The organism is Mitsuokella jalaludinii DSM 13811, assembly GCF_000702905.1.
GTDB classification, from domain to species: Bacteria; Bacillota; Negativicutes; order Selenomonadales; family Selenomonadaceae; genus Mitsuokella; species Mitsuokella jalaludinii.
Genome location: NZ_JNKR01000001.1, coordinates 210,983 through 234,082, shown reverse-complemented (window position 1 = coordinate 234,082; position 23,100 = coordinate 210,983). Strand labels below are relative to the sequence as shown.

Genomic DNA, 23,100 nt, shown 5'->3' with positions numbered 1-23,100 from the left:
TGCGCAAGGCGGGGCCAAGGTCAACTGCGCTCTTTTGCTGTGCACAGATTTTGTTGAATGAGTTGAGATATCGGATGAATCCATATGGGGGGCATTTCCATGAAGAAATACGATGTGGCGATTGTCGGCGGCGGCCCCGCCGGCGTCATGGCAGCTTATGAACTGGTGGAGAAGAAGCCGGGACTCCACGTCATCGTCTTCGAGAGCGGCAAGGACATCTACCACCGCGTCTGCCCAATCTCGGCGGGCAAGGTCAAGAGCTGCATCGGCTGCAAGCCGTGCAGCATCATGCGCGGCTTCGGCGGTGCCGGTGCGTTCTCGGACGGCAAGTACAACTTCACGACGAAGTTCGGCGGCTGGCTCAACGAGTATCTGCCGGACGAGGAGGTCATGGAGCTCATCGACTACGTCGACAAGATCAACATGAAGCACGGCGCGCCATCGCAGGTCTTCTCGACGAAGAACTCCGACATCGGCCGCCTGGCCCTGCAGCACGACCTGCATCTCCTGAGCGCCAGCGTGCGCCATCTCGGCACAGAGAACAATCTGCGCATGCTCGAGCAGACGTACGAGTACCTGAAGGAGAAGGTGGAGTTCCGCTTTGAGTGTCCCGTCGCCCACATCGAGTCGAACGGCCAGGGCGACAACATGCTCGAGCTCGCAAATGGCGAGAAAATCGAGGCGGACTTCCTCGTCATCGCGCCGGGCCGCGCCGGAGCGGAGTGGTTCTCCAATGAGTGCAACCGTCTCGGCATCGAGCAGGAGAACAATCGCGTCGACGTCGGCGTGCGCGTCGAGGTGCCGGATGAGGTATGGAACGATATCACGAGCCAGGTCTACGAGGCAAAGCTGCTCTACCGTACGAAGCAGTACGGCGACTTTGTGCGCACGTTCTGCATGAATCCGCACGGCCACGTCGTCATGGAGAACACGGACGGCATCGTGACGGTCAATGGCCATTCCTACAGCGACCCGAAGCTCCAGAGCCACAACACGAATTTCGCGCTGCTCGTCTCGAACCACTTCACGGAGCCCTTCAAGGCGCCGCATCAGTACGGCAAGCGCATCGCGTCGTTCTCGAACATGCTCGGCGGCGGCATCATCGTGCAGCGCTACGGCGATCTCATCAAAGGCCGCCGCACGAATGCGCACCGACTGAGCAAGAGCTTCACGAAGCCGACGCTCGCGGCGACGCCGGGCGATCTCTCGCTCGTGCTGCCGAAGCGTCACCTCGACAACATCATCGAGATGATCCAGGCGCTCAACTACGTGGCGCCGGGCATGACGAACGATGACACGCTGCTCTACGGCGTCGAGGTCAAGTTCTACAGCGCCCGCGTCGTCCTGACAAACCAGCTCGAGACGAAGCTGCGCAATGTCTTCGCGACGGGCGACGGCGCCGGCGTCACGCGCGGCCTCTCGCAGGCCGGCGCCAGCGGTGTCTACGTGGCGCGCCAGATCCTCGCGCGCATGTGACGCAAGATGGGATATGCCAGGAAGGCGCTCTGCAGGCGCCTCCTGGCATAAAATTTTTAGTTGGCAAGGCTCGACGGTTTGGTCTATAATGTATACAATGTATAGAAAGGGGCAGGCGGATGAGTGAGAAGAAACCGGTCATCGTGAAGGTCAGGGGCTCCTGGCAGGATGCGCAGGGGCAGAAGGACAGCGTCCGCACCATTGCGAAGGGCCATCATTATTTCCATCGCGGCAAGCACTACGTGATCTATGAAGATGATGCTGTGCAAGACGGCAAAGACGGTTCGGAAAGCTCGAGAGTCTCGACCGTCCTCAAGATCGGCGGCGGTACGATGACGCTCTTGCGCAAGGGCGCTCTTGAACAGGAGCAGCGCTTCGAGAAGGGGTGCGAGCATACGAGCATCTACCGCACGCCGTACGGCAACATCGACCTCTCTGTCCGCACGGAGGCGCTGTCCGTCGATTACGGCGAAGTGGCAGGGCGCATCGACATCCGTTACGGTCTCTGGGTCAACGGAGCCTTCCAGAGCCAGAACCGCCTGCATATCGAGATCGAAGAAGACCATGGCCTCTGAGCTTCTCGGGGACTTTGGCCGGACTGTTGGCGTGCCGGATGTGCGCGCAGGAATAGGAGGAACACTTTTGGAAATCAAAGACATATTGACAGGGGCCATTGAACAGGCCGCTAAAGATGCCATCCAGGAAGGCGCTCTGCCGGAAGGCCAGCTGCCTCAGATCGTCCTGGAGGTGCCGCCAACGAAAGAGTTCGGCGACTTTGCGACAAACTTCGCCATGCAGTCGGCCCGCGTCTTCCATCGGAATCCGCGCCAGATTGCCGAAGAACTCGCCAAGCGCATCAAGGGAGACTGGCTCGATCACACGCAGATCGCAGGGCCGGGCTTCCTGAACTTCTACCTCAAGGGCAATGTGCTCTACGATTCCTTCCAGAAGATCCTGGAGGCCGGGGAGTCCTTCGGCAATCTGCCAAAGCTTGACCATCCGAAGATCCAGGTCGAGTACGTCAGCGCCAACCCGACGGGCCTGCTGCACGTCGGCCACGGCCGCGGCGCGGCTGCCGGCTCGGCTCTCGTCAACCTGTTGCGCGCAGCGGGCTATCCGGTCGAGAGCGAGTACTACATCAACGATGCCGGCAACCAGATGAACAACCTCGCGCGCTCCGTCAATGCGCGCTACCTCGAGCTGCTCGGCCAGGAGGTCACGTTCCCGGAGGACGGCTACCACGGCCAGGACATCATCGACACGGCGCAGCGCATCATCGACCGCGACGGCGACAAGTACCTCGCGCTCAGTGAGGAAGATCGCCTCGATATCTTCAAGGACCTCGCTTACCACGAGAAGCTGGCCATCCTCAAGGAGGACCTCGAGCGCTTCCACGTGACGTTCGACAAGTGGTTCAGCGAGCGCACGCTCCACCCGGATGCGGTGCGCAAGGTTGTCGAGATTCTCAAGGAGAAGGGCGATATCTACGAGAAGGACGGTGCCCTCTGGCTTAAGTCGACGGCGTACGGCGACGACAAGGACCGTGTCGTCATCCGCGACAACGGCGTGCCGACGTACCTCGCGGCCGATATTGCCTACCACCACAACAAGTACGAGCGCGGCTTTGACCGCCTCATCAACATCTGGGGCGCCGACCATCACGGCTACGTCTGCCGCGTCAAGGCCGCCATGCAGGCGCTCGGCCATGATCCGGAGAAACTCACCGTGCTGCTCTTGCAGATGGTCAGCCTCTACCGCGGCGGCGAGCTCGTCAAGATGAGCAAGCGCACGGGCCAGAGCGTCACCTTGAATGAGCTCATGGAAGAAGTCGGCACAGACGCCGCACGCTATTTCTTCCTCATGCGCTCGCTCGACAGCCAGCTCGACTTTGACCTCGACCTCGCCAAGAAGAAGTCGAACGACAACCCGGTCTACTACATCCAGTATGCGCACGCCCGCATCTGCAGCATCTTCCGCCAGGCGCAGGAGACAAAGCTCGCGCTCGGCAAGGCACCGAAGCTCGACCTCCTGACGGATGAGAGTGAAGTTGCCCTGATCAAGAAGATTGAGGAGTATCCGGAAGAGGTCAAGAAGGCTGCTGACGACTACGCGCCGCAGCGCATCGCGCGCTACAGCTACGACCTTGCGGCGCTGTTCCACAGCTTCTACAACAAGTGCCGCATCATGGGCGTCGACCACGACCTCGCGGAGGCGCGCCTCGCGCTCGTCACGGTCACGGCGCATGTCATCCGCCACAGCCTCGGCATCCTCGGCGTATCGGCACCGGAACACATGTGAGTTTGGATTGATTACGCATTTTGCGAAGGGAGATATAGAAATGGATTTTCTGAAAAGCTCGGAAGTTGATGTAGCGTACTACATCTTGACGCAGTCGGGGGAGAAGATGTACTACAAGGATCTCGTCCTCGACGTTATCGAGAAGACGCACAAGCCGGTGCAGTCGCTGTCGGCTGCCATCTCGGAAGTCTACACGCTCATCAATATGGACAGCCGCTTCCACTATGAAGGCGAAGGCCAGTGGGGGCTGACGGAATGGAATCCGCCAGAGGTCAAGCGCTCCCATTCCAGCCGCTCGACGTCTGGCTCGAGCAAGGCCGCAGCCAAGGCCAGCAGCAACCGCAAGAAGAAACTCGAAAGCATCCAGGAATAATCGATGGATTGACATCCCCATGCGATTCGGGGTAGAATAGTCAACATGTGTTTCAAAGAACAAGCAGGAGGCAGTTCCATGGCAAAGTATATTTTCGTTACCGGTGGCGTTGTTTCTTCCCTGGGCAAGGGCATCACGGCTGCATCGCTCGGCCGTCTTCTCAAGAGCCGGGGAATCAAGGTCACGATCCAGAAGTTCGATCCGTATATCAACATCGATCCGGGCACGATGAGTCCTTACCAGCACGGTGAGGTCTTTGTCACGGATGACGGTGCGGAGACGGATCTCGATCTCGGCCACTACGAGCGCTTCATCGACATCAACCTGACGAAGAACTCCAACATCACGACGGGCAAGGTCTATTGGTCGGTCCTCAACAAGGAGCGCAAGGGCGAGTACCTCGGCTCGACCGTTCAGGTCATCCCGCACATCACGAATGAGATCAAGCAGAAGGTCTACGACGTGGCAAAGGCTGACGGCGCTGATGTCGTCATCACGGAGATCGGCGGCACGGTCGGCGATATCGAGAGCCAGCCGTTCCTCGAAGCCATCCGCCAGGTCAAGAAGGAAGTCGGCCCGAACGATACGCTCTACATCCATGTCACGCTCCTGCCGTACATCTCGGCAGCTGGCGAGCTCAAGACGAAGCCGACGCAGCACAGCGTCAAGGAGCTGCGCGCCATCGGCATCCAGCCGGACATCCTCGTCTGCCGCACGGAGAAGACGATCTCCAAGGAGATGAAGGAAAAGATTGCCATGTTCTGCGACGTGCAGCCGGAAGCTGTCATCGAGAACCGCACCGCGTCGACAATCTACGAAGTCCCGTTGATGATGCAGAAGGAAGGTCTCGACAAGATCGCGCTCAAGAAGCTCAACATGGACTACGGTCCGGCTGACATGAGCGAGTGGGAGAAGATGGTCTATAAGATCAACCACCCGCAGAAGCGCGTCAAGATCGCGGTCGTCGGCAAGTACGTCGAGCTGCCGGATGCCTATATCTCCGTGACCGAGGCGCTCCATCACGGCGGCATTGCCAACGATGCGCAGGTCAAGATCAACTGGGTCAATGCAGAGGAGATCGAGGAGAATCCGGACATGGATCTCGACGAGGTCTTCGTCGGCTGCAAGGGCATCCTCGTGCCGGGCGGCTTTGGCAGCCGCGGCGTCGAGGGCAAGATCAAGGCCATCCAGTACGCGCGTGAGCACAAGATCCCGTTCCTCGGGCTCTGCCTTGGCATGCAGTGCGCCGTCATCGAGTTCGCCCGCCACGTCTGCGGCATGGAGGACGCTCATTCGACGGAGTTCGATCCGGAGACGACGCATCCTGTCATCTCGCTGATGGAATCGCAGCAGGGCATCGAGAAGAAGGGCGGCACGATGCGCCTCGGTTCGTATCCCTGCACGCTCGCCAATGGCACGCATGCAAAGGAAGCGTACGGCACGAACCTCATCCATGAGCGTCATCGCCATCGTTTCGAGTTCAACAATGAATTCCGCGGCGCCCTGCAGGAAAAGGGCATGGTCATCGCCGGCACGCTGCCGGATGACAGCCTGGTCGAGATGATCGAGGTCAAGGACCACCCGTGGTTCGTCGCCACGCAGGCGCATCCGGAACTCAAGTCGCGCCCGAACAACCCGCATCCGCTGTTCCGCGACTTCCTCAAGGCCGCTCTTGCTCAGTAAAACAGCATGACGATAGAGAAGACCCGCATTGCCGGGTCTTTTTGACGTGAATCGCATGGAATGGCATGATGCACCGAATGACATGAAGGATGATTGTATGAATGCATTATTTACCGCGATGCTGCAGGACGGAGCCCTGCAGCGCCTGCGGGAGAACACGCAGGGCGAGCCGCGCGAAGCCCTGATCTACGGGCTCGGCGGCTCACAGAAGCACGCCGCTGTCGCTGCCTGCTACGCTTCAATGCCGCAGATGATGGCCATCATCTGCCACTCGTCGGAGACGCTCTCCGATTGGAAGGAGGACCTCAGGCTGCTGCTCCCGAAGGTCCCCATCGTCGAACTGCCGGAGGTCGATACGTTTGACGTCAAGGCGGCGGCCAAGAGCCAGGAGCGGGCCGCCAGGCGCATGGAGGTGCTCGGCCGCCTCGTGCGCGGCGAGCATGTCATCGTGCTCACGCGCACGGAAGCAGCCGTGCAGAAGGGCATGGGCCGCAATGAATTCATGCGGCTCTCGCTCTCGCTGCGCATGGGCGACGTCCTGCCGCGCGAGGACCTCTTGGAGCGCCTCGTCGACCTTGGCTACGAGCACGCGGAGGAGGTCGAGCGCGTCGGACAGTTCAGCGTGCGCGGCGGCATCGTCGACATCTTTGCCATCAATGCGGCTGAGCCGGTGCGCGTCGAGTACTTCGACGACGAGATCGACTCGCTGCGTGAATTCGACCTCGACTCGAAGCGCTCGACCAAGAACATCGGCGCGGCGACCATCATGCCGCTGGCACAGACGGACGATTCGGGCCGGCCGGAACTCTTCCTCTCGTACCTCGAGGGGAAGGGGACTGTCCTCTTTGATGAGCCGACGCGCGTCCGCGACACGATCCGCACGATGGTGCGCGAGAACCCGGACATCAAGGGCAAGATCTTCAGCTGGGAGGAACTCTTGGAAGCCGCGCGCGCCAACCGCGTCGTCTACCTGGCACTCCTCTTGCAGCAGGTGCCGGGCGCTGTGCCCGTTGAGACGATTGGCGTGACGGCAACGACGATGACGCCGTTCCGCCGCCAGATGGACCTCTTGGAGAACGAGGCCAATCGCTGGCTCGCGCAGAAGCAGCGCGTGCTCGTGCTGCTCGGCGATAGGGAGAAGGCGAACAGCCTGCGTGAGTTCTTCGCGCACCGCCGCATCCCGTCTCTCATCGAGGGCGCAGCAGAGCCTCTCCATGACAATGCCATTAACATCCGCCGCGGGGCCCTGCTCACGGGCTTCGAGATGGCGTCCGCGCGCCTCGTCGTCGTGACGGAGAAGGACATCTTCGGCCGCCACAAGCGCCACACGGCTGTCCGCAAGCACAGCGACTACGGCGAGAAGATCTCGCATTTCCGCGACATCAAGCCGGGCGACTACGTCGTGCACGAGAGCCACGGTATCGGCAAGTACCTCGGCGTCGAGACGCTCGATGTCGGCGGCATCCACAAGGACTACCTGCACATCCAGTACGCGGGCGACGACAAGCTCTTCGTGCCGACGGACCAGGTCGGCCTCTTGCAGAAGTACATCGGCTCGGAGGGCGATGTGCCGCGCCTGCACCGCATGGGCGGCACGGAGTGGGTCAAGGCCAAGGCGCGCGCCAAGAAGTCGGTCGAGGACATTGCGCAGAAGCTCATTGAGATCTACGCGAAGCGCAAGGAGGCCAAAGGCCATGCCTTCCCGCCGGACGATGTGAGCCAGCGCGAGTTCGAGGACGCATTCCCCTACGAGGAGACGGAAGACCAGCTGCGCGCCATCGCGGAGATCAAGGCGGACATGGAGAAAGAGAAGCCCATGGACCGCTTGCTCTGCGGCGACGTCGGCTTCGGCAAGACGGAAGTCGCCATACGCGCGGCTTACAAGGCGGCCATGGACGGCAAGCAGGTGGCCGTGCTCGTGCCGACGACCGTCCTCGCGCAGCAGCATTACCAGACGTTTACGACGCGCTTCAACGGCTTTGCGCCGGTCATCGATGTCATCTGCCGCTTCCGCACGGCGAAGCAGCAGAAGGAGACCATCGAGAAGGTGCGCCTCGGCCAGGTGGACATCCTCATCGGCACGCATGCCATCCTCAACCAGAACAAGGTCAAGTGGAAGGACCTTGGTCTCTTGATCGTCGACGAGGAACAGCGCTTCGGCGTCAAGCAGAAGGACAAGATCCGCAAGCTCGCCGCCGGCATCGACGTCCTGACGCTCTCGGCAACGCCGATACCGCGCACGCTCCACATGTCGCTCGTCGGCGCGCGCGATATGAGCATCATCGAGACGCCGCCGGCCGAGCGCTTCCCCGTGCAGACGTACGTTGTCGAGAACAACGATACGATCCTCGCGAACGCCATCAAGCGTGAGATGAGGCGCGGCGGGCAGGTCTACTTCATCTACAACCGCGTCGACACCATCGACCGCATGCGCGACCACATCGAATCGCTCGTGCCCGAGGCGCGGATCCAGACGGCACATGGCCAGATGCCCGAGGAACTGCTCGAGCACGTCATGATGGACTTCTACGAGGGCGATTACGACATCCTGCTCGCGACGAGCATCGTCGAGAACGGCCTCGACGTTGCCAATGCCAACACGATCATCGTCTACAACGCCGACCACTTCGGCCTGTCGCAGCTCTATCAGATGCGCGGGCGCGTCGGCCGCTCGCATCACATGGCCTTTGCGTACTTTGTCTATCAGGCGGACAAGATCCTGACCGAGACGGCCGAGAAGCGCCTGCAAGCCATGAAGGAGTTCGCCGAGCTCGGCGCGGGCTTCAAGATCGCCATGCGCGATCTCGAGATCCGCGGTGCGGGCAATCTGCTCGGTGCCCAGCAGCACGGTCACATTGCCAGCGTCGGCTTCGAGATGTACTGTAAGCTCCTCGAAGAGGCCGTAGAGAGATTGCAGAGCGGCAAGGCGCCTGAGGAAGCACCGCCGGAGCCTGTCATCGACCTGCAGACGGAAGCCTACATCGATGGCGGCTTCATCACAGACGCCATGCACAAGATCGAGATCTACCAGCGCATCGCGGCCGTCCGCAGCAATGAGGAGCTGCGGAGCCTGCTCGATGAGCTCATCGACCGCTTCGGCGACCCGACGAAGCCGGTCATGCACCTCTTGGAGGTCGCGCGCATCAAGAACTACGCGCGCGAGCTCGGCATCCGCGCTATCAAGGAATTGCCGCTGGCGCTCGACCTCTACTTCCTGCCAGAAAAGCGCATGCCGGCCAAGGGGATGCTCGCACTTGCCAACCTCTTCGGCAAGCGCATGCGGAGCCTGCCTGAAAAGAACGGGCTGCGCTTTGCGCTCAGTGACCGCTACAAGAAGAACATCACGAATTTCGTCACGCGCGTGCTCATGATCGCTGCCGGTGACGATGAGGCGCTCGAGGCAAAGGCAAGGGAAAAGGCCAGCGCCATCAAGAAGAGTCAGAAGGGAAAGGAAAGAGAGACAGAATGAAACAGCCAAAGATCACCGTAGTCGGACTTGGCCCGGGCCGCTTCGGCCTCATCACATTGGAATCCTGGCAGACTATGCAGGCGGCAGCGCATCTTGTACTGCGCACGCGCATCCATCCGACTGTCGCAGAGATCGAGAAGCGCGGCCTGACGTTCTCGTCATACGACGGCTTCTACGAAGAAGCGCCGGATTTTGAGACGCTCTACCGCCATATCGCTGAAGATCTGCTGCGGCGCGCAACTGAGCAGGGCGACCTCGTCTACGCCGTGCCCGGCAGCCCGCTCGTCGCCGAGCGCACCGTCGTGCTGCTGCGCGAACTCGCGAAGGAGACGGATACCGCAGTCGACATCCTGCCCGGCATGAGCTTTGTCGAGGTCATGTACACGCGCCTCGGCATCGACCCCATCGAGGGTCTGACGATCCTCGATGCAGAGGATGTCAGCACGCTCAAGGAGCGCCCGGCCCAGTCGCTCGTCATCACGCAGGTCTACGATCCCATCATCGCCTCGGACACGAAGCTCATGCTCATGGAGTTCTATCCCGACGAGTACGAGGTCACCTACATCCACAATCTCGCCCTGCCCGACGAATCCATCCGGAAGATTCCGCTCTACGAGCTCGACCGCCAGAAGGATGTCGACCATCTGACGAGTCTCTTTGTGCCAGCACAATGAGCCGAAACGCGCCTGTTCGCGGTTATTTTTCCGAAAACCCTTGATTTTTCAAGGGTTTTCTGCTAAATTTTGATAAGCAGGCAGGATATTCGCGGCAGGCCGCGAATATCTGTCACATAAGCAAAACCATTATTTAAGGAGGCTACAATCGTGAATAAAGCTGAATTGATAGCTAGCGTTGCTGAAAAAGCAGGTCTGACGAAGAAAGACGCAGAGAAGGCTGTGGTCGCTATCTTCGATAGCATCCAGCAGGCTATGGTTGAGGGCGATAAAGTACAGGTGATTGGCTTCGGTACGTTTGAAGTCAAGGAGCGTTCTGCTCGCGCAGGCCGCAACCCGCGCACGAACGAGACGATCCAGATCCCGGCTTCGAAGAATCCGGTGTTCAAGGCTGGCAAGGCCCTGAAAGATGCGGTTAACGCATAATCTGGCTTGTGTACGAGAGGCTGGGTTCCTTCGGGAGCCCGGCTTCTTCTTGTATTGGAGGGATAGGCTTGGATCTCGGTTTATCGTCAAAGGTTGTCCTGCTCACGGGCGGCACTTCCGGCATCGGACTGGAAGCGGCGCGTGAATTCCTGCAGGAAGGTGCCAGTGTCTGCCTGATGGGGCGCTCCGAGGAGCGCGGCCGTGAGGCAGCGGCACGCCTCGCGCAGGAGGCCGGGGCAGAGCGAATCTGCTTCCTGCAGGGGGATGTGAAGAGCGTCGAGGACTGCGGCCGCGTGGTCAAAGGGACGGTGGCGCACTTTGGCCGCCTCGATGTGCTCGTCAATTCGGCGGGCATCTATCGGGAAGGGGCGCTTGAAGACCTCGGGGAAGAGGAACTCGACGATATCCTCGCCTGCAATGTCAAGGGCGTCTTCCACATGACGAAGGCCGCTCTGCCTGCGCTCAAGGCCGCTCGCGGCGCTGTCGTCAACGTGTCGTCTGACGCAGGTGTCCACGGCAACTACTTCTGTACGGCTTACTGCGCGAGCAAAGGCGCTGTCGTGCTCTTCACGCGCGCGCTCGCACTCGAGGTGGCCGCCTTCGGCGTGCGCGTCAATGCCATCGCACCGGGCGACATCATGACGCCTCTGACAGAGGCGCAGCTCGGTACGGGGGAAAGGCGTGAAGCGAACCTCAGGGAGATGGCTGCTGTCTATCCGCTCGGCCGCATCGGCACGGCGCAGGAAGCGGCTTCACTCATCGTCTTCCTCGCCTCGGCGCGCGCGTCTTTCGTGACGGGCGCCATCTACGGGATTGACGGAGGCCTGACTGCCTGATGCATAAGATACTGATACTCACGGCCTCGATTGGTTCGGGGCACATCAAGGCGGCCGAGGCCATCGAGACGGAACTGCGCCGCCTGCTGCCCGATGCCGAGATCACGACGGTCGACTTCATGGCGCGCCGCATCTCGCGCATCCACTGGTTCATGAAGGAATTCTACCTGGCGATGCTGGCCTTCGTGCCGAACCTCTACGACGTTTTCTACAAGCTCTCGGGCGGTTCCTCGGGCGGCACGCTCGTCCAGAACGCCTTTGCCTGGATTATGATGCCGGTCATGAAGCGGCTCGTGCGCCGCTACGAGCCGGACCTCGTGCTCTGCACGCACCCGTTCCCTGAGGGAGCGGCTTCTCTCCTGCGCCGCCGCCAGCAGGAATCATACCGGCTCGCGACAGTCATGACGGACTATTCCCTGCACCAGATCTGGCTCTATCCGGCCGTTGATCGCTACTACATGGCGACGGAGGAGATGCGCATGGGCATGATCAGCCATGGCTTTGCCGTCAATACGCTCGAGGTGCCCGGCATCCCTGTCGCGAGTGTCCTGCAGGAGATGAAGGACAAAGCCACTGTGCGGCGCGCGCTGGCTATACCGGAGGGGCAGCCAGCCGTCCTCTTGATGGGCGGCGGCCTCGGCCTCGGCGGCATCGAGTCGAACTTGCGCGACCTCGAGGAGATCGAAGCGCGCCTGACCATCCTCGTCGTGGCCGGGCGCAATCAACGTCTGATGGAGCGCGTGCAGGACATGGCGGACGCCTCGCATCATCAGGTGCTCGTCTGGGGTTACACGGATCAGGTACACTTCCTCATGCGGGCGGCTGACCTCTTGATCACGAAGCCTGGGGCGCTGACCATCAGCGAGGCGTTCGTGCTCGGCCTGCCGATGCTGCTGCACGATCCCATCCCGGGGCCTGAGACGGAGAACGCCATCTATGCGACGCAGCACGGGGCGGCTGTCTGGCTCCATCCGCGCGAGGACCTCGCGCGGTCTGTCCGGAAACTCCTGGACGGCGATTCACTCGCTGCGATGAGCCGGGCCGCCGTTTCTTGTGCGCGCCCCGATGCCGCGCCGTCCATTGCCGAAGATCTGAAGGATTTGCTGTTGAGAAGGAGTTGATTTCATGAAGCAAAGGATAAAGCAGAGGAAGGGTCTCTTCAACTGGTTCACGATCCTCTTAGTCATCATCATCGGTTATTTTGCCGTGATCCTCGTCAAGCAGCAGATCTACCTGAACCAGGTCAGCGCCGATCAGGCTGCGGCAGAGGAGCGCCTCGCGACGGCAAGGGCTGAGCACGAGCGCCTCGTCAAGGAGAAGGATGACCTCAACCGCCTTGATTACATCGAGAAGATCGCGCGCGAGGAGCTCGGCATGACGCGCAGGGGAGAACTGCCGTACAGCTCAGGGAAATCCGTAGGCTCGCGCTGACTGAAATCGCGTTCTTTCCTTGACACTGCTGAGCGCGCAAGGTTATAATAAAGCGTGTATTTTCCATCACGACTTAAGGAGGAAGAATTAATTTGTCCATTGAAGTTGGCAATGTAGTTGAGGGTGTTGTCACGGGCATCACGAATTTCGGTGCTTTCGTAGAATTGCCGGAAGGCAAGACGGGTCTCATCCATATCTCTGAGGTAGCGGATGTCTATGTCAAGGATGTCCACGATTTCCTCTCCGAACATGACAAGGTGAAGGTTAAGGTATTGAGCATCGATGATCGCGGCAAGATTGCCCTTTCCATCAAGCAGCTTCAGGAGAAGAAGCCAGAAGCACAGGCTCCGGCAGGGAATTCTTCCTTCCGCCCGCAGCGCCAGAGCCGCGGACCGCGGGATTTCCGCCGCGGTGGCCGCTACAGCAATTCCACGGCCTCGTTTGAAGACAAGCTCTCGAAGTTCCTCAAGGACAGTGACGAGCGCCTGACGGACCTGCGCCGCAAGACGGATTCGAAGCGCGGAGGCCGTGGCTCCCGCCGCTCGGATTGATCATCTGAAATCGGAATGATACAAGCACTCTTGACGGGGTGCTTTTGTTCTTTATGTTGAAGGCAGATGGCTCTATGGGCTTTATGATTGAAGAAGCATTGCGCTACGCCAGGGCGCAGGGACTCCTGCACCGCGGCATGCACGTGCTCGTGGCCTGCTCCGGCGGGCCGGACTCCCTGGCCCTGCTCGACATCTTGCTGCGGCTGCGCGGGCGTCTTCGCCTCGCCCTGACTGTGGCGCACTTCGAGCACGGCATACGCGGCGCCTCATCGGAAGGCGATGCATCATTTGTCGCCGCGTTCTGCAAGGAGCGCGGCGTGCCCTGCTTCATCGGGCACGGTGATGTGCCCTCTGCTGCGCGCGCACAGGGCAAGTCGCTCGAGCTTGCGGCGCGCGAACTGCGCTACGCGTTCTTTTGGCAGACGATGGCGCGCGTCGGCGCGGATGTCCTCGCGACGGCTCATCACGCCGATGACCAGGCCGAGACGGTGCTCATGCGCATCCTGCGCGGCACGGGGCTCGACGGCCTCTCTGCCATGAAGCCGCGCGAGGGAAAGAAGATCCGCCCGCTGCTCTTTGCGCGGCGCGCGGAGATCCTCGCTTACTGCGGGGCGCGCGGCCTTGAGCCGCGCCACGATGCGACGAACGATCTCCCTGATTGCACGCGCAACGTGTTGCGCCTCAAGGTGCTACCGTACCTGCAGCAGTCATGCAATCCAGAAGTCGCGCGTGCGCTCTGCCAGCTCGCTGAGCTCGCACGCGCCGACTGCGATTACCTCGAGCAGCAACTCGATGCAATCTGGCCCTATCTGACGCGCGAGGAAGAGGGACAGCGCAAGATCGTGCTCGCCTCGCTGCGCCGCCAGCATCCGGCCATGCAGCGCCGCGCGCTGCGCCGCCTCTATCGGGAGGCGGCGGGGAGCGGCAGGGACCTCAGCTTCATCCATGTGGAAGAGCTGCGCCAGCTGGCGATCTCTGAGCGGCCGACCGGCAAGGTGCTGGCACTTTCCGGCGGGTATCGGGCCTGCTTCTCGTACGACAGGCTCTTCCTGCGGCAATCCTCCGAGGAGGTCTCGGAGACGCCGGCGGACCTTGCCGTCCGGCCGGAGATACCGGGCGTGACCGAAGCGGGCAGCCTCGTCATCGAGGCGGAGTTCTGCCGGGAGCGGCCTGTACCTGCCGGGCCCGGCGCCTTCTACCTCGATGCCGACGTCCTCGCGCGCGGCCCGCTCGTCTTCCGCTACCGGCGGCCCGGCGACTTCATCGAGCTTCCTGCTGGGCGCAAGAAACTCAAGGACGTCCTCATCGACGACAAGGTCCCGCGCGAAGAGCGCAGCCGGCTGCTGCTGCTGGCGAACGGCCAGGAGATCCTCTGGATCGCAGGCAGGCGGCGCACGAGCCATTACCCGGTCAACGACCGAACAAAGAGAATCCTGTATTTCCAAATAAAAGAAAAGAGGCACACAAATGACTAAAGACATGAATGCGGATATCGAGAAAGTCGTCTTCTCGGAAGAGGAGCTCAAGAAGCGCATCGCAGAGCTCGGCAAAGAGATCACGGAAGATTACAAGGACGTGAAGGAGACGATCTACTGCGTCGGCATCCTCAAGGGCGCCGTCGTCTTCTACACGGACCTCGTGCGCAACATCAATCTGCCGGTCCATTTCGACTTCATGATCGCTTCGAGCTACGGCAACGGCACGGAGTCGAGCGGCTCGGTGAAGATCCTCAAGGATCTCGATTACGATGTAGAAGGAAAACACCTGATCATCATCGAAGATATCATCGATTCGGGCACGACGATGAATTACCTCATGAAGTATTTCCGCGAGCGCAAGCCGAAGAGCGTCAAGCTCTGCTCGCTGCTCTCGAAGCCGTCGCGCCGCACGGTCGATGTGAACATCGACTACTGCGGTTATACGGTCCCCGACGAATTCCTCGTAGGCTATGGCCTCGATTATGCGGAGAAATACCGCAATCTGCCGTACATCGGTGTGCTCAAGCCTGAGATCTACGAATAAGGGCCAGCTGCTCCTGGAGCAAAAGCTCTGAGACAAAGGAGGACAATGGATTGAATAAGTTTCTACGCAATGTAGGGTTCTATCTGCTCATCATCCTGGTGGCAATCTCCGTCATCGACTACTTCTCGACGAAGAACACGAACCGCCAGGAAGTGGAGTACACGCAGTTCCTGCAGCAGGTAGACAAGGGCGATGTGTCGAAGGTCGTGATCATCCAGAACACGATCCACGGCACGCTCGCAGATGGCACGGAGTTCACGACCATCACGCCGGATGCCCCGAATAATGACCCGGACCTCTACCAGAAGCTCTCGGCGAAGGGGATCGACATCGCGGCGGAGAATCCGCCGGAGCCGCCCTGGTGGTCGCAGATGTTCTCGTCTGTCATCCCCATCCTGCTGCTCATCGGCGTCTGGTTCTTCATCATGCAGCAGACGCAGGGCGGTGGCGGACGCGTCATGTCGTTCGGCAAGAGCCGCGCGCGCATGAGCGGCGCCGACAAGATCAAGGTCACGTTCCGCGATGTCGCCGGTGCGGATGAGGCGAAGCAGGAGCTCGAAGAAGTCGTCGAGTTCCTCAAGCACCCGAAGAAGTTCAACGAGCTTGGCGCCCGCATCCCGAAGGGCGTCCTGCTCTTCGGCCCTCCGGGCACCGGTAAGACGCTGCTTGCACGCGCTGTCGCAGGCGAGGCGGGTGTACCGTTCTTCTCGATTTCGGGCTCGGACTTCGTCGAGATGTTCGTCGGTGTCGGCGCTTCGCGTGTCCGCGACCTCTTCGAGCAGGCGAAGAAGAATGCGCCGTGCATCGTCTTCATCGATGAGATCGATGCAGTTGGACGCCAGCGCGGCGCTGGCGTCGGTGGCGGCCACGATGAGCGCGAGCAGACGCTCAATCAGCTGCTCGTCGAGATGGACGGCTTTGCGGCCAACGAGGGCATCATCATCATCGCGGCGACGAACCGCCCGGATATCCTCGACCCGGCGCTCCTGCGCCCGGGCCGCTTCGACCGCCAGATTGTCGTCGATAAGCCCGATGTGCGCGGCCGTCTGGCCATCCTCAAGGTCCACACGAAGGGCAAGCCGATGGCAAAGGATGTCGACCTCGATATCATCGCGCGCCGCACGCCGGGCTTTACGGGTGCGGACCTCTCGAACCTCGTCAATGAGGCGGCACTGCTCGCCGCCCGCCGCGAAAAGCACAAGGTCGGCATGACGGAGATGGAAGAAGCCATCGAGCGCGTCATCGCAGGTCCGGAGCGCAAGTCGCACGTCATGAGCGAAGAAGAGAAGCGCCTGACGGCATACCATGAGGGCGGCCATACGCTCGTCGGCATGATGCTCAAGCACGCCGATCCTGTCCACAAGGTCACGATCATCCCGCGCGGCCGCGCAGGCGGCTACACGCTGATGCTGCCGAAGGAAGACCGCAACTACGCAACGCGCTCCGAGCTCCTCGACCGCCTCAAGGTCGCGATGGGCGGCCGCGTCGCGGAAGAAGTCGTGCTCAAGGAGATCTCCACGGGCGCTTCGCAGGATATCCAGCAGGCATCGCGCATCGTGCGCAGCATGATCATGCAGTACGGCATGAGCGATGTGCTCGGACCTGTCGCCTACGGCGAGAGCCAGAACCATCAGGTATTCCTCGGCCGTGACATCAACCATCAGCGCAACTACTCGGAAGAAGTGGCCAGCGAGATCGACAAGGAAGTCCGCAAGTACATGGAAGAGGCGTACGAAGCTTGCCGCAAGATCATCACGGAGAACCGCGACAAGCTCGAGCTCATCGCGCAGGCGCTTATGGAGCGCGAGACACTGACGGCCAAGGAACTCGAAGAGCTCCTGACGACGGGAAGCATCACCGATCCGGACGACAAGGACGAGGACGACAAGCCGCAGTCCGGCACGCCGGCCGTGACGCCGCTGCCCGTAGAGCAGGCAGAGAAGCCTGAGGCAGTGGCAAAAGAGACGGAGAAGGAATCGGAAGAGGAACACGAGAAGGAAGCCGAACCGAAATTCAACGTCACGCATTACGACAAATAAGAAGATGCAGCAAAAGCAGGGCTGTTCTCGCAAGAGAATCCCTGCTTTTTTTATACCCCGCTACGGTGTATAATATAGTGGTGTTACAATGAGGAGGTGGCGTTTTTGCGCTCAAAGATATTAGACTTGCTCAGAGAAGCAGGCGATTCCTACCTTTCTGGTGAGGAGATGGCGAAGCGCCTGGGCGTTTCGCGCACGGCGGTCTGGAAGCACATCCAGGAGCTGCGCCGCGATGGCTATGACATCGTCAGCCACTCGCGCAGCGGCTATTCCCTGCAGAGTGCGCCGGACACGCTTCGCCCGGAAGAAATCAAGAATGGCCTCCGCACGAGGCGCATCGGCAGGGAGATCCGCTTCTATCCGACCGTCGATTCGACAAACCTCGAGGCGAAGCGGCTCGCACAGCAGGGCGCGCCGGACGGCCTCATCGTCGTCGCTGAGGAACAGGGCAAGGGGCGCGGCCGCCTCGAGCGCTCGTTCTTCTCACCGGCGGGCAAAGGAATCTGGTTCTCGGTCATCCTGCGCCCCGACTTCCTGCCGCAGGAAGCGCCGAAATGTACGCTGCTGTCGGCCGTCGCTGTCGCGCAGGCCGCAGAGGATTTCGGCATGAAGGTCGGCATCAAGTGGCCGAACGATGTGCTTGCAGATGGCAGGAAGCTCGTGGGCATCCTGACCGAGATGAGCGCCGAGATGGAGCGCATCCACTACGTCATCATCGGCACGGGCATCAACGTCAACATCGCCGAAGAGGATTTCCCCGAGGACCTGCGCGACAAGGCGACTTCGCTCTCGCAGTTGAAGGGCGAGGAGATTCCGCGCGTGGCGTTCTTCCGCGCCGTCCTGGAGCACATGGATGCGCTCTACGACTCCATCCTGCGCGAGGGCTTCGCTGAGGTTTTCTCCATGTGGCGCCGTTACAGCATCACGCTGGGGCAGATGGTGCGCGTCATCGATGCGCGCGGCGGCAAGGATGCCTTTACGGGCAGGGCTGTTGATATCGACGAGGACGGCGCTCTGCTCGTCGATACGGCAGAAGGACGCCGACGCGTCCTCGCGGGCGACGTCTCCATCCGCCCGCAGCAGGACTGAGACAGGCTTTTACAACAGGAGGATTATATTTGTTATTAGTTCTAGATATCGGCAACACGAATATTGCCATGGGTACCTATGAGGGCAAGGAGCTCCAGAAACACTGGCGCATCTCGACGGACCGCCAGAAGACGGGCGACGAGTACGGCATGCTCATCAACAGCCTGTTCCACTATCAGGGCATCGAGATGGCCGACATCCATGCCATCATCATCTCATCTGTCGTGCCGCCGCTCGTCGTGCCATTCATCAAGATGTGCGAGCGCTATTTCCACCTGCGCCCGCTGATCGTCGGGCCCGGCATCAAGACGGGCATCCGCCTCCACTACGAGAACCCGCGCTCCATCGGCGCGGACCGCATCGTCAATGTCGTCGGCGCCTACGAGCAGTACGGTGGCCCGCTGATTGTCATCGACATCGGCACGGCGACGACCTTCGATGTCGTGGCGAAGAACGGCGACTTCCTGGGCGGCGTCATCGCGCCGGGCATCGGCACGAGCTCGGAGGCGCTCTTCCAGCGCGCAGCCCAGCTGCCGCGCATCGAGCTCGTGCCGCCGAAGAATATCATCTGCCGCAATACGATCCAGGGCATGCAGGCGGGCATCATCTTCGGCTACGTCGGCCAGATTGACGAGATCGCGCGCCGCATCAAGCGGGAGATGCGCGAGAACGGCGTGGAGGAAGAGGTCAAGGTCATCGCGACGGGCGGGCTCGCGCGCATGATCTCGAAGGAATCTGCCACGATCGACAAGATCGACCACTTCCTGACGCTCACGGGTCTGCGCGTCCTCTACGAGCGCAACCAGAAAGGACATCCCCATGAAGATCGGTGAGTACAGCTTCAAGGCGCCGGTATTCCTCGCGCCGATGGCCGGCGTGACGGATACGGCCTACCGTATCATCGCGCACGATATGGGCTGCCCGCTCTGCTTTGCTGAGATGGTGTCGTCGCAGGGCATCCACTTCCGCAATGAGCGCACGCTCGCCATGCTGCAGTCGGAGCCGGAGGAACGCCCGCTGGCCATGCAGATCTTCGCCAATACGCCGGAGATGGCGGCGGAGGCGGCTGCCTTCGTCGAATCGCTCGGCACGGCCGACATCCTCGACTTCAACATGGGCTGTCCTGCACCGAAGATTGTCAAGAACGGGGAGGGCTCGGCCCTGATGCGTGACCCCGAGAAGGCCTACGCGATCCTCTCGGCCATCCGCAAGGCCGTCAAGATGCCCGTGACCGTCAAGATGCGCAAGGGCTGGGATGACAGCTCAGTCAATGTCGTCGAGATAGCGAAGCTCGCGGAAGCAGCTGGCGTCGATGCTATCGCTGTGCACGGCCGCACGCGCGAGCAGTTCTATACGGGCCGTGCAGACTGGGAGATCATCGGCGCCGTCAAGCGCGCCGTCAAGGTGCCCGTCATCGCCAATGGCGATGTGCGCACCTTTGATGACCTCGACAGGATCCGCGAGGTCACGGGCTGCGACGGCGTCATGATCGGCCGCGCTGCGCAGGGGAATCCCTGGATCTTCCGCCAGTTCACGCATTACCTTGAGACGGGCGAGCGCCTGCCGGGGCCGACGATGCAGGAGCGCGCAGCAGTCATCATGCGCCATCTCGATCTGCTGCTCAAGTACAAGGGCGACTACGTCGGCCCGCGCGAGATGCGCAAGCATGCGACCTGGTACACGCGCGGCATCGTGCACGGCGCCGTCCTGCGCGACCGCTTCAACAAGGCGGTGACGCGCGAGGATTTTGCGGAAATCCTCGATGAATACTTCCGTTGAACTTGAATTGAACTTGAAAGGAAGGATTGCATATGGCAAGAGAAGAAAAGGCGTCCGTCTGGTCCTCGTATACCGAGGCCGATAGAGAGGCGCTTGAGAAACTGGCTGCAGGATACCGCGACTTCCTCTCCACCTGCAAGACAGAGCGCGAGAGCGTCGTGGAGGCTGTGCGCCAGGCAAAGGCCGCAGGCTACCGCGACCTTTGCGATGTACTGCAGGCGGGGGAGAAGCTCAAGGCCGGCGACAAGGTCTACGCTGTCAACATGAAGAAGAGCATCGTGCTGTTCCAGATCGGTGAAGACCCGCTTGAGAAGGGCCTTGCCATCCTCGGCGCGCACATCGATACGTGCCGCCTCGACGTCAAGCAGAACCCGCTCTACGAAGACGGCGGCCTCGCTTACCTCGACACGCATTACTACGGCGGCATCAAGAAGTACCAGTGGGTCACGCTGCCGCTCGCTCTGCACGGCGTCGTCGTCAAGAAAGATGGCACGGTCGTCGAGATCCGCATCGGCGAGGAAGAGGGCGCCCCCGTCTTCTGCGTGACGGACCTCCTGATCCATCTCTCGCAGGAACAGATGAAGAAGAACGCGGCCAAGGTCATCGAGGGCGAAGACCTCGACATCCTCGTCGGCAATTACCCGCTCAAGGATGGCGAGAAGGAGTCGGTCAAGGCCGGCGTGCTGAAGCTCATCGAGGAGCAGTACGGCATCGAAGAAGAGGATTTCCTCTCGGCTGAGCTCGTCCTCGTGCCAGCCGGCCGTGCGCGCGACCTCGGCTTCGACCGCAGCATGATCCTAGCCTACGGACAGGACGACCGCGTCTGCGCCTACACGAGCCTCGTGGCCATGCTTGAGAGCAGTGCTCCGCGCAAGCGCACCTCCTGCTGCCTGCTCGTCGACAAGGAAGAGATTGGCAGTGTCGGCGCGACGGGCATGCAGTCGCATTTCTTCGAGAACATCCTCGCCGAGCTCATGAACGCCTGCGGCCAGTACAGTGAGCTCGGCCTGCGCCGCTGCCTCGCCAATTCGAAGATGCTCTCATCTGATGTCTCCAGTGCCTACGATGCACTCTACGCCAGCGCTTACGACAAGAAGAACGTCGCCTACCTCGGGCGCGGCATGGTCTTCAACAAGTTCACGGGGGCGCGCGGCAAGTCGGGCTCCAACGATGCCAATGCCGAATACCTCGGCGAGATCCGCCGCATGCTCGAGAAGCACGATGTCCACTTCCAGCTCGCTGAGCTCGGCCGCGTCGATCTCGGCGGCGGCGGCACGATTGCCTACATCATGAGCCTCTACGGCATGCAGGTCATCGACAGCGGCGTCGGCGTCCTCTCGATGCACGCCCCGTGGGAAGCGACGAGCAAGGTCGACATCTACGAGACGAAGAAGGGCTACATGGCCTTCCTGGCAGAGGCGTGAGCCTTCCCGCAGGAGAATTGAACACAGAAACGACAAAACGACCACATCGTCTGATGTGGTCGTTTTTCTTGGACATGAAGATTGGAAAGAAGAAAAAGAATGGAAAATATATGTTGAGAAAGAGAAGTCAGCTTGATGCTCAGTCTTCGATTGCCGTTTCGAGTGCGATCTTGATCATGTCGTTGAACGACGTCTGGCGCTCTTCCGTCGTGCAGCCTTCACCCGTCAGCAGATGGTCGCTGACCGTGAAGAGGGCGAGTGCCTGGACATGTGCCTCAGCTGCGAGCGTGTAGAGGGCAGCTGCTTCCATCTCGACGGCGAGGATGCCGTACTTGCGGAGTTTGTCGTTGTCAATCTCCTCGTCGTAGAAACGGTCGACCGAGATGATGTTGCCGACGGTAGCCTTGAGGTCGAGCTTCTTCGTGTTGGCGACTGCCTTCGAGAGCAGGTCGTAGTCGGCAATCGGGCAGAAGTTGATCGAGCCGCCGAAGATATTGCGGATGATCGAGGAGTCCGTGCTGGCTGCCTGTGCGATTAGCACGTCGCGCAGGTGGACATCTGGGTGCATGGCACCGCAGGTGCCGACGCGGAAGAGCTTCTTGCAGCCGAATTCATGGATGAGCTCGTGCACGTAGATGGAGATGGACGGGATGCCCATGCCCGTGCCCTGGACCGATACGGGAACGCCCTTGTAGGTGCCCGTGAAGCCGAGGATGTTGCGGACAGAGGTGTACTGCTTCGGATTGTCGAGGAAGTTCTCGGCGATGAACTTGGCGCGCAGCGGGTCGCCCGGCAGCAGGATGCGCTCAGCGATCTCGCCCTTCTCGGCAGCGATATGTGGTGTGCTCATGGTGTTTCCCTCTTTCTTTCTTGATGATGGACAACGTGATTTCTTTTCTGAAGATTTTAAATCGTATACGTACATTATAGTGAAATGCGCGGGAAAAGAAAAGGCCAAATGTCCAGGCTTGCGGGGAAAACGTGAGAAAACACGTATTTTCGGGATAGATTAGGAGCTGATTTGACAGATACGTGCTAAAGTGCTATAATTCGCTGTGTTGATATAAGTTGTCAGGACAATCGCGGCAGCCCTCGAGGCTGATGAGGAAAGTCCGGGCTCCACAGGGCAGTGTGCTGGATAACGTCCAGCGAGGGTGACCTCAGGGAAAGTGCCATAGAGATTTAGACCGCCTGACTCGTCAGGTAAGGGTGGAAAGGTGCGGTAAGAGCGCACCAGCAGTCAGGTGACTGGCTGGCTTCGGTAAACCCCACATGGAGCAAGACCAAATAGGGAAGGGATGATGCGGCCCGCGGAACCTTCCGGGTTGAGTCGCTTGAGCCGGCAGGCAACTGCCGTGCCTAGATAAATGATTGTCACCGCGTGAGCGGAACAGAACTCGGCTTATTGACGACTTATAACATCTGCAAGCAATGAGGCTGCCCCTTCTGGCAGCCTGTTTTCATATCTGAGGTTAATCTGAAAAGAACCTGAAAGAAATGAGAACGAACGAGCTTGAAAACAGAAGGAAG

Annotated in this window: 20 protein-coding genes and 1 other RNA gene; 20 read left to right on the top strand and 1 reads right to left on the bottom strand. The window is 60.5% G+C overall.

What is annotated here, in order from left to right:
• Positions 1 to 99 precede the first annotated feature (99 nt).
• The 19 genes from T518_RS01035 (at position 100) to T518_RS00945 (ending at position 21,570) form a co-directional block, all read left to right on the top strand.
• Positions 100 to 1,476, top strand: a complete 1,377-nt coding sequence (locus tag T518_RS01035; protein WP_172674650.1) for an NAD(P)/FAD-dependent oxidoreductase — start codon at positions 100 to 102, stop codon at positions 1,474 to 1,476.
• Between the two features lie 119 nt (positions 1,477 to 1,595).
• On the top strand, positions 1,596 to 2,051 hold the full coding sequence (locus T518_RS01030) for a YwiB family protein (protein WP_036373878.1): 456 nt from the start codon (positions 1,596 to 1,598) through the stop codon (positions 2,049 to 2,051).
• A gap of 67 nt (positions 2,052 to 2,118) precedes the next feature.
• The gene (gene argS, locus T518_RS01025) at positions 2,119 to 3,774 is read left to right on the top strand and encodes an arginine--tRNA ligase (RefSeq protein WP_036373875.1); all 1,656 of its coding nucleotides are present in this window, start codon (positions 2,119 to 2,121) and stop codon (positions 3,772 to 3,774) included.
• A 40-nt stretch (positions 3,775 to 3,814) separates the two neighbouring features.
• On the top strand, positions 3,815 to 4,147 hold the full coding sequence (gene rpoE / locus T518_RS01020) for a DNA-directed RNA polymerase subunit delta (RefSeq protein ID WP_036373872.1): 333 nt from the start codon (positions 3,815 to 3,817) through the stop codon (positions 4,145 to 4,147).
• 78 nt (positions 4,148 to 4,225) lie between these two features.
• On the top strand, positions 4,226 to 5,830 hold the full coding sequence (gene pyrG, locus T518_RS01015; protein ID WP_036373869.1) for a CTP synthase: 1,605 nt from the start codon (positions 4,226 to 4,228) through the stop codon (positions 5,828 to 5,830).
• Between the two features lie 97 nt (positions 5,831 to 5,927).
• The gene (mfd, locus tag T518_RS01010) at positions 5,928 to 9,299 is read left to right on the top strand and encodes a transcription-repair coupling factor (protein ID WP_036374444.1); all 3,372 of its coding nucleotides are present in this window, start codon (positions 5,928 to 5,930) and stop codon (positions 9,297 to 9,299) included.
• Positions 9,296 to 9,973: an SAM-dependent methyltransferase gene (locus tag T518_RS01005; RefSeq protein ID WP_036373867.1), complete on the top strand. Its 678-nt coding sequence runs from the start codon at positions 9,296 to 9,298 to the stop codon at positions 9,971 to 9,973. The genes mfd and T518_RS01005 overlap by 4 nt, the downstream gene beginning before the upstream one ends.
• Before the next feature lie 150 nt (positions 9,974 to 10,123).
• Positions 10,124 to 10,399, top strand: coding sequence for an HU family DNA-binding protein (locus T518_RS01000; protein ID WP_036373864.1), 276 nt, complete (start codon positions 10,124 to 10,126; stop codon positions 10,397 to 10,399).
• A 68-nt stretch (positions 10,400 to 10,467) separates the two neighbouring features.
• Positions 10,468 to 11,235 (top strand): SDR family NAD(P)-dependent oxidoreductase, encoded by a 768-nt coding sequence (locus tag T518_RS00995; protein WP_036373862.1) that lies wholly within the window; start codon positions 10,468 to 10,470, stop codon positions 11,233 to 11,235.
• A complete protein-coding gene (locus T518_RS00990) occupies positions 11,235 to 12,356 on the top strand; it encodes an MGDG synthase family glycosyltransferase (RefSeq protein WP_036373859.1) in 1,122 nt (373 codons plus the stop codon). Before T518_RS00995 ends, T518_RS00990 begins: the two co-directional genes overlap by 1 nt.
• A 4-nt stretch (positions 12,357 to 12,360) precedes the next feature.
• Entirely contained in the window at positions 12,361 to 12,666 is a 306-nt protein-coding gene (locus tag T518_RS00985) for an FtsB family cell division protein (protein WP_036373856.1), read from the top strand.
• Between the two features lie 92 nt (positions 12,667 to 12,758).
• Positions 12,759 to 13,217, top strand: coding sequence for a S1 domain-containing RNA-binding protein (locus T518_RS00980; RefSeq protein WP_036373854.1), 459 nt, complete (start codon positions 12,759 to 12,761; stop codon positions 13,215 to 13,217).
• An 83-nt stretch (positions 13,218 to 13,300) separates the two neighbouring features.
• A complete protein-coding gene (gene tilS / locus T518_RS00975; protein WP_162177176.1) occupies positions 13,301 to 14,692 on the top strand; it encodes a tRNA lysidine(34) synthetase TilS in 1,392 nt (463 codons plus the stop codon).
• A gap of 4 nt (positions 14,693 to 14,696) precedes the next feature.
• Positions 14,697 to 15,239, top strand: coding sequence for a hypoxanthine phosphoribosyltransferase (gene hpt, locus T518_RS00970; protein WP_036374441.1), 543 nt, complete (start codon positions 14,697 to 14,699; stop codon positions 15,237 to 15,239).
• Positions 15,240 to 15,289: 50 nt separating this feature from the next.
• Positions 15,290 to 17,278, top strand: a complete 1,989-nt coding sequence (ftsH, locus tag T518_RS00965; protein ID WP_036373847.1) for an ATP-dependent zinc metalloprotease FtsH — start codon at positions 15,290 to 15,292, stop codon at positions 17,276 to 17,278.
• A 105-nt stretch (positions 17,279 to 17,383) separates the two neighbouring features.
• A complete protein-coding gene (locus tag T518_RS00960) occupies positions 17,384 to 18,367 on the top strand; it encodes a biotin--[acetyl-CoA-carboxylase] ligase (RefSeq protein WP_036373844.1) in 984 nt (327 codons plus the stop codon).
• A gap of 29 nt (positions 18,368 to 18,396) precedes the next feature.
• Positions 18,397 to 19,200 (top strand): type III pantothenate kinase, encoded by an 804-nt coding sequence (locus T518_RS00955; protein ID WP_036373841.1) that lies wholly within the window; start codon positions 18,397 to 18,399, stop codon positions 19,198 to 19,200.
• Positions 19,187 to 20,146, top strand: coding sequence for a tRNA dihydrouridine synthase DusB (gene dusB / locus T518_RS00950; protein WP_036373838.1), 960 nt, complete (start codon positions 19,187 to 19,189; stop codon positions 20,144 to 20,146). Before T518_RS00955 ends, dusB begins: the two co-directional genes overlap by 14 nt.
• A 32-nt stretch (positions 20,147 to 20,178) precedes the next feature.
• Positions 20,179 to 21,570: an aminopeptidase gene (locus T518_RS00945; protein ID WP_036373835.1), complete on the top strand. Its 1,392-nt coding sequence runs from the start codon at positions 20,179 to 20,181 to the stop codon at positions 21,568 to 21,570.
• A 139-nt stretch (positions 21,571 to 21,709) separates the two neighbouring features.
• Here T518_RS00945 and deoD read toward each other — a convergent pair whose 3' ends face one another.
• On the bottom strand, positions 21,710 to 22,420 hold the full coding sequence (gene deoD / locus T518_RS00940; RefSeq protein ID WP_036373831.1) for a purine-nucleoside phosphorylase: 711 nt from the start codon (positions 22,418 to 22,420) through the stop codon (positions 21,710 to 21,712).
• A gap of 214 nt (positions 22,421 to 22,634) precedes the next feature.
• On the opposite strand from deoD, the gene rnpB reads away from it, so the two are divergent.
• An RNA gene (rnpB, locus tag T518_RS11325) (RNase P RNA component class A) lies at positions 22,635 to 22,990 on the top strand.
• Positions 22,991 to 23,100: the final 110 nt, after the last annotated feature.

Excerpts from the sequence above, each read along its gene's own strand:
- deoD (WP_036373831.1), bottom strand. The coding sequence starts at position 22,420 with ATGAGCACACCACATATCGCTGCCGAGAAGGGCGAGATCGCTGAGCGC.
- pyrG (WP_036373869.1), top strand. The coding sequence starts at position 4,226 with ATGGCAAAGTATATTTTCGTTACCGGTGGCGTTGTTTCTTCCCTGGGC.
- T518_RS00945 (WP_036373835.1), top strand. The coding sequence starts at position 20,179 with ATGGCAAGAGAAGAAAAGGCGTCCGTCTGGTCCTCGTATACCGAGGCC.
- rpoE (WP_036373872.1), top strand. The coding sequence starts at position 3,815 with ATGGATTTTCTGAAAAGCTCGGAAGTTGATGTAGCGTACTACATCTTG.
- T518_RS00990 (WP_036373859.1), top strand. The coding sequence starts at position 11,235 with ATGCATAAGATACTGATACTCACGGCCTCGATTGGTTCGGGGCACATC.
- mfd (WP_036374444.1), top strand. The coding sequence starts at position 5,928 with ATGAATGCATTATTTACCGCGATGCTGCAGGACGGAGCCCTGCAGCGC.
- T518_RS01030 (WP_036373878.1), top strand. The coding sequence starts at position 1,596 with ATGAGTGAGAAGAAACCGGTCATCGTGAAGGTCAGGGGCTCCTGGCAG.
- T518_RS00985 (WP_036373856.1), top strand. The coding sequence starts at position 12,361 with ATGAAGCAAAGGATAAAGCAGAGGAAGGGTCTCTTCAACTGGTTCACG.
- dusB (WP_036373838.1), top strand. The coding sequence starts at position 19,187 with ATGAAGATCGGTGAGTACAGCTTCAAGGCGCCGGTATTCCTCGCGCCG.
- hpt (WP_036374441.1), top strand. The coding sequence starts at position 14,697 with ATGAATGCGGATATCGAGAAAGTCGTCTTCTCGGAAGAGGAGCTCAAG.
- tilS (WP_162177176.1), top strand. The coding sequence starts at position 13,301 with ATGATTGAAGAAGCATTGCGCTACGCCAGGGCGCAGGGACTCCTGCAC.
- T518_RS01005 (WP_036373867.1), top strand. The coding sequence starts at position 9,296 with ATGAAACAGCCAAAGATCACCGTAGTCGGACTTGGCCCGGGCCGCTTC.
- T518_RS01035 (WP_172674650.1), top strand. The coding sequence starts at position 100 with ATGAAGAAATACGATGTGGCGATTGTCGGCGGCGGCCCCGCCGGCGTC.